Annotated in this window: 3 protein-coding genes; all 3 read right to left on the bottom strand. The window is 57.5% G+C overall.

Going from position 1 to position 7,020, the window contains the following annotated elements; all coding sequences use genetic code 11:
- Nucleotides 1-82 precede the first annotated feature (82 nt).
- Nucleotides 83-568, bottom strand: a complete 486-nt coding sequence (locus tag CJZ98_RS16885) for an AAA family ATPase (protein ID WP_094592285.1) — start codon at nt 566-568, stop codon at nt 83-85.
- Nucleotides 565-3,405, bottom strand: a complete 2,841-nt coding sequence (locus CJZ98_RS16880; protein ID WP_094592284.1) for a DNA methyltransferase — start codon at nt 3,403-3,405, stop codon at nt 565-567. Before CJZ98_RS16880 ends, CJZ98_RS16885 begins: the two co-directional genes overlap by 4 nt.
- 234 nt (nt 3,406-3,639) lie before the next feature.
- On the bottom strand, nt 3,640-6,912 hold the full coding sequence (locus CJZ98_RS16875; protein ID WP_255082868.1) for a DUF6079 family protein: 3,273 nt from the start codon (nt 6,910-6,912) through the stop codon (nt 3,640-3,642).
- Between the last annotated feature and the right edge of the window lie 108 nt (nt 6,913-7,020).

Genomic DNA, 7,020 nt, shown 5'->3' with positions numbered 1-7,020 from the left:
TCAATGTTCGATATAGCATTCTCCTTCTCTGCCGCCTCTTTGGCGGCTTCTTCATGTCTTCAGAACCTCTGCGATTTGCTGATTATTCGAGGTGCCCATAAACAGATTCAAAGTGAATCTCACGCCGTGCGTAGAGAGAGCGAAAGCCTGGCGCATTGGCGAGCATTTCCTTCACGGGGATGAAAACGCTCTCCACTTCCTCTTTGGCCCAGTTTGTTGCGCCAGTCACTTTGACCTTGGGATGCAAAGGATCCTGGATGTGATTGGAGAAGGCCAGGCCTAGTCGCAATGAGTCACCACGGGAAATCTTGATGCTGGCGACTGAGCTCTGGCCAACACGCTTGACCAGCCGGCCAAGCCTGCCCTCCGAAGGCAGAAAGGAGGAGACAATCTTTTCGCCATAGGACTGCTTGGTTTTGGTGATATCACAGGCTGCATAAACAATCTTCATCAGATGCGTCTTGCCTGTGCCGTTACCTCCAATCAGAACATTGACGCCTGGAGAGGGTTGAAAGTCTAGCTTTTCGAACGCGGTGAAACGTTCAAGCTCGATGCGTGTGATCGTCATTCATCATCTCCGATCCTGGTCTGGGCGTTGTCCACATACATTAAGAGCTTCTCGTCCTCCTGCAGGACCGCCTCTGGGAGCTTGGCCGCCACCTTGACGATGGTGGCGTAATCCCGCTCCTGCCAGCAGGCCTTGAAGCCGGCCCGCACTGCTTCTGTACGGAACTGCTTGATGCGGCGCTGGCTGCTTTCTTTGATATCTTCGAATTCCTTGAGCAGGGCACGCTCACGGATCTGGTCGAGATCGGCCTGCTTGTTGGGATCTGGAACGTACCAGCGGTCTCGCGCCTTCTCGATCAGCTTGGAATCCTCTTTATCGAGGTTCCGTAGATCTTTGAAGTTGCTGGAGAGATAGCTGTGGATCTGGCTCGGCACCGGGCCGCGTCCGTCGTAATGCAGAAAGTTCTGCTCAAGGATTACCTTGAGCTCCACGGTCAGCTCGTGCTTGGCCCAGGCCTGAAGCTCGCGCATGAATTGGGGCTGCAGATCCTGGAAGCTCTGCGGCTTGTCTTGCAGCTGCTGCCGAATCCACTGAATCGCGCTGTGCTCATCGTTGACAAAAAAGCTGAGCTGGCGAAGCTGAGTAGCAGTGGTGCGCTTGCGGTCGTACTCCGTGACCTGATCGGGCAGGAAATACATCCCATCCCGCTCAGGGAAGCGTTGCTGGAGACCCTGTAGAAACTCGGGACCCGAGAGTGGCACGCTGATGCCATGCTGAACATGGAACGCGATCATGCGGTCAAGCAGCATTTGAGCTGTACGCTCCACCACAAGCTCAACTTCACTTGAGCGACCTACAAAGACGGGGACGTTATGCAGATGCTCTCGCACGAATGCCCAGGCATCCTCTGAGGTTGATTGACCGATTACGAATCTCTTCTCAAGTTCTTCCGTGGGTTTGTAGGCAGAAATTACAAGATCCTGCTTGACGGCTGAGCTTGTGACTTGACGGTACGAACCCTGTTTCTTGTCGAGAGTTCTCACGTCAGCGATGACAAATCCAGCTGATCCCATGGCTTCTTGAATCGCTCGCCAGATTGCGTTACTTGAATTACTAAAGACCACGGTCATCCACCGACCGGGCTTGAGTGCGCGGTGGTACTCCTGAAAGCAGCGCCGCATCAGCTCTTGATACTCGTGGACACCCTTCTTCTTGCCGATGTCGACGATTGCTTCTTTGCCAGGAGCAGTAATTAGTCCGTGCCAGGATTCTACAAGGAAGTTTAGATCCGCGTAGTTAATGTTTTCTCCAAATGGAGGATCAGTAAAGATATAGTCAATGCACCTATCCGGAATGCCAAGAGAAGCGCAGTCGCCCGTCTGGACGATCGCGGCGGAAGGCACTGCGTACATAGGGGAGAATGCACTCCCCAGGCGACTAAGCTTGGTGCTTCGCCGCTCGGCGTCGTAAAGGATGTACCAAGGGCTTACCTCTGCATGCTGTGATCCCACGTAATAAACACCGTTGAGCGCACGATTGACCTGAGAGAAATGCGAAGGACTGTATCGGTTTAGCACCGACATCCCCCAAATTGCCTGCTCTACATACCAGAGCAGCATGTTTCTTAGTCGACAATCATCAACCGCCAATGCGCGATTCCATAATGCACCCAAGGATTGCGCCGCTCGTGGAAGAAAGACGTGATGGACATTGATGAACCCCTTATCCGCTAGGCCAGCGCTATGACAGCATCCTCCGGAGCTCCTGCAACGCCCGTCATCTGTGTCGTGTTTTGGAAATTCAAGAACCGGAACGTCGATCGGTAAGGGTAACTGGGAAATTCGCTCAAGGCGTTTTAGATCCTCCGAGTCTGGATGCTTCTCAAAGCGTGACTTACCGATGCTGTAATCAATCAACACTGGACGGAAGCTAATGCGCTTCCAAGGCGAGCCTGATGCTGGGTCGATAGTGGATTCAAATACTCGATCGAGGTTGCTCTTGCTTAGGCTTGCTCCGCAGCTAGGACATGGGAATTCTTGCCGAATACGCTTGGTATCAGCATCCAGGGCTTCCTCTGCAAAAACAACATCACCACCGCAATGAGGACAACTGAAGACCTCGCTCCACACTGTAAAATTGATACGTCCCTTTGTGATGCCGTCGGCATGTAAGGTTTCATACATCCAGCCTAGATCGGACTCGATCTCGCCGAGCATCTCTTCGGCGACCTTTGTGAAAGTCTCTGTATTAAATGGAAGATTGTAGTTTGCAGCGATGAAAGTGGCCGCAAGTCCCAAGTCATTAATCACTGAGCGGCGCAGCCCCCACTGAGGTTTGGAGCGGCCTTCTTTATCCCATGCGGCTTCTATCTCGGCCTTGTACTCAGGTGATGCGCTAGTGCAGAAATGAGTTGCAACTCCGGTCATTCCAGAGCCGCAGAATCCGTCTAAAACCAGGTCCCCTGGCTTGGTGTAATGGAGAATCGAAGGCACAATCGCCAAGTGCGGCACTTTTGTGTGATAGCCATGGGCTCGATAGAGCTGATCCGTTTTGCCGACGCTCACGTCAACGGCGAATGGCTCCCGCTCGTAGACCTCGTCAGGGTCATAGGGCTTGCCATAGCAGCTGACAAAGTCTTCCAGGAAGGGATTCGGGCATGCGGTGTAATACGGCGGATCTGACATCCTCAGGATTGCTTCATCGCTGCCTTGAGGAAAGCCAGGTATCTTCCGAAACTCCGGATCCTCAAGCTTTTCCTTCAGTAGCGCCATGAAGTGCTCACGACGCGCCTGCTCGTTCTCGAAGGTGAGCCCGAGGCATTCCACCGAACCGGCACCCTTCTTCTCTTGCTGAAGCTCCAGGGTGCCTTGTTGTTCCTGTCCCGTGGTGCTTGGCATGGCTGCAGTGGTGAAAGCGGTGGGTTGACGGCTTGACTTGCTGGCCGGAGAGTGTGTTCAGCAGTGACCTTGAGCCCGCAGAGTGGATCGTCGCTGGTGGCCCATTGGCGCTGCTCCACTTGCTCGGTGACTTGCTCGGTCACATGGCCGGTGACTTGCTCGGTCGCTCAGGCGCAGGGCCCAGCCTGCTCTGCAGCTGAACTGGTTGATCGGCGAAATCGGCACGGACATCACCTACTCCAAGACCAGCCGAACCTTGGCCTTGTCCTTGCCCTTGGTGCGTTCGTTCAGGTAGTAGGCAAAGCGATCCTTCAGCTCCTCGAGGGTGCAGGGCAGCCCGCCAGAGGTCAGAGCCGAGCGCAGCTGGTCCTCTGTGAGCACCACCTTCTCCAGCCCCTGGAGCACCTCCTGTAGGGCCTTCAGTAGGGCCGGTTCAATCGGCTCCGGCAGCTCGCGGCTCGCGAGAAGCTCATTCAGCGCTGCTTTGCCGCTGCTGTCGGTGACGAGCTGCACGTTGTCGCTCACCGTGGGGTCTTCCAGGTTGCTGAGCAACCGCTGACACCAGTCGGCCACCAGGCTGTCGAGCCGCTCATCCAGCACACTGATGAGCTGTGTTGGCTTGGTGGACGCTGCTGGCTCTTCCGCCGGGCGGAACTGACAGTGCGGGCAGACGGGGCTTTGCTCCAGATCTGGACGCCCCAAGCTGAAGCAGGTCTTGAGACCAAACAGGCTGTTCTCGAAATCGCGAAGCTGCTGGGCGGGCATCATCTCGACCTTGACCAGCTGCTGCAGCTGCTTCAGGCGCGGGTCCTGGGTGAGGCGCTTTTTGCGCTCGTCATCGGCCTGGTTCATACGAGCCTTGGCGTGACGGTCGAGGTAGTTGTCTTGGTAGGTGGCCTTGAGCTGGGCCAGGCTCTGGCCCAGCTGGCGCTGGAAGCCGGCATCGGCGCGGTGCTTCGGGCTGGTGATCTTGGCCAGCAACTCACGTTTCTGCTCGCCAACCCCCTGCACCCAGGCGTCGTCCGAGGGCAACACCGCCTCGGCAGTGCCTAGGTACGCGGTGAGAGGCCCCACATGCTGAACCAGGCTGAGCAGCTCACCGACCTCGCGGACCAAGGCCAACGGCTGCTTCTGGCCGGTGATGACCTCAGCGGTATGCGGGAAATTCTTCAGCTTGCCGGCGGAGTTGAAGGGCTGCAGTGACTCGAGAAACTTCTGGAGGTTCTGCAGCGCCGTCCGCCACTCCCCTTGTTCCTGTTCCGACAGCAGGGGCCGACCCCAAAGCGCGAGGTCGGCCAGCTGCCCTTGGGCAGTGACGACCTTCTCCACCAACGAGGCCACCGTGCTCTGCAGCTGGGCAACCGCCTCGTCCCGCTTCGCTGCGTTGGCGATCAGACCGGGAGGCAGGTTGATCAGCTCGAAGAGCTCCTTGAGCGGGCCCAGGGGCAGATCGCGAGGGCGCTCCACATGCTTGAACTGGAGCAGGTCTTTGATACTGGTCTTGCTGAACAGGTCGATCTCGCTGGCATCGATCTTCTTGTCCGTAATGCTCAGGACCAGATCACCGCTGTGCACCAGGGAAGCGAGCACTACGACCAGGAACTCCGGCTCCAGCCGGAACCGCGTCCAGTACTCAATCCCCGCCTCCTCGCCGACCAGCTCTGAACGGTTCAGCACCTGGCCTTCGCCTTTGTCGGTGAGCTGTTTCAGCGCCTGCTTGGCGTAGCGCGAACCCCTGGGGCGGAGCTGGTCACCATCCAGCAGCTCCAGGGCGTCAAGCACCGAGGCCCCGAGCTTGCCCCTCACACTTCCCGCGATCCAGCGCAAAGCGTCCTGGGCAGCCTGCTCCCGGTTGTCCCGGGTGATCGTGGTCGTGAACACCGGGTAATCCGGGCACTGGTTCTCGAAGCAGGCAGAGAGGCAGGAGGCAGCGGCTGCATCCACCGCATCCTTCACGCCGCCTCGATCGCCTGAGCGGGCCAGACCACCTTTGAGGCGCTCTCCCAGCAGCTGCGCTGTGCCCTGGTGGGTGACCTCACAGCAGCTGGAAAGGTTCAGCTGCAGCCACTGCGTGAGGGAACGCAGCTGCTGCATCGCCTTGTCTTCGTAGATCTTCTTATTGCTGCCCGAAGCCGTGAGTGCCATCTCGCGTGCCCCTGCGTAGAGCTTCACCGCGGTCTTGAAAGCCTCGTCACCTCCCTGCTTCAGCCGGAAGAACACCTCATCGGGCTTCCGCTCGTCCTTGAAATACGGGGGCTCATAGGGCTGCAGGAAGTAGAGGTAAAAGTCGCGTGGCGGCTGGGCTGTAGAGCGTTCATTCGGCGCACCAAAGAACAGATAGCCACTACGGCCAGCCCTATGCTCACGCCACTCAAGTTCATGCTCCCAGATGCGATAACCGCTCACATAGGCGGGCGCATCAGGCTCCTCAAGAATTACCCGGCGCAGGGCATCAAAGTAGTATTCATCGAGCTTGCTGTCATCGAGGGTCTCGGCTCGCTTGTCGATCAGCGAGTCGAAGTCGATGTTCTTTTTGAGATCGAGATAATATTGGCCATTCTCTGGATTGAACGACAGAAACTGGCCGCTGACCGTTTTTAGGATCTCGCGCAGAACGGTCTCAACGGTTGATTTCAGGAAATCTGCATCCCGCTCTGGAAGCGGCAGCAGCAGGCAGAGATCATCACGGAGCTCCTCTGCCGTGGCCCCCATCGGCGTGAAGATGTCGCCGGTTGTTAGGCGATGCACGGAGAGAGCGTGAATGATCCTCAGGGCGGCGGGCCTGTACTGCGGTTTAGTGAAAGCCTGTTGGATGCGGGCCTCCAGCACGTCACTCTTTTCGATGACATCGCGGATGTCAGGCACCGAGCGGAAGGAGGGATTGTCCTTCAGCGTCATCCAGTACGAGTCGTAGGCAATCAGCCCTGGATCATCACTGGGCACCTCCTTGTCCAAAAGGGAGCGGATCGCCGAGCTGAGGGTCTTGAGGACCTCCCGTTTCTCGGCCGCGTAGACCCGCTCAAAGGTGTCGAGATAGGCAGGATGAACCGGGTAGAGGCGGACGAATTCCTCCAACCGCTCATTCATCGTGGCGTACAGCTGGGTAAAGCCCTGCAGGTGCTCACGCACCAAGGCCTGCTGCTTGCTGTCTTTTTTCAGAATGCGCCGTGCCACGACGTAGGCCACGTCTTCACGGGCGATCCGCATCTGCTCGAAGCGATCCTTGACGCGCCGCAAGCTGTCAGCTGCGAACTGGAAGTGGGGATTGTCGAACAGGCTTTCTTGAACCCCACCAATGAAGCGGAAGCGTGAACCCTTGCAGAACTCCCCGATGGCACGCAGGAAGTTGAGGTTCCGCATCAGCTCCTGCTCCCGGTTGGAGCGCAGGTAGTCGAGCAGCTCGTCGAGGACAAACAACAGGCCCTTATCGGGAAAGGCCTTGGTGAACTCCGCCATCAATGCGGCGAAGACCTCCTTGTGGTTTTTGACCTGATCCTCTGGAGGGATTTCGAAATGGAGCTGGCGTCCCCTTCAGTGGTGTAATTCCCCCGGCACTCCCACCCCGGCGTAGCTGGGGTGGGCCGCGCACCTCAGGCGATCGGCTCCACAGCTGAC

This window comes from Vulcanococcus limneticus LL (assembly GCF_002252705.1).
Classification (GTDB): domain Bacteria; phylum Cyanobacteriota; class Cyanobacteriia; order PCC-6307; family Cyanobiaceae; genus Vulcanococcus; species Vulcanococcus limneticus.
The sequence above is the reverse complement of the archived record's forward strand: the minus strand, read 5'-3'. Positions and strand labels throughout refer to the sequence as shown.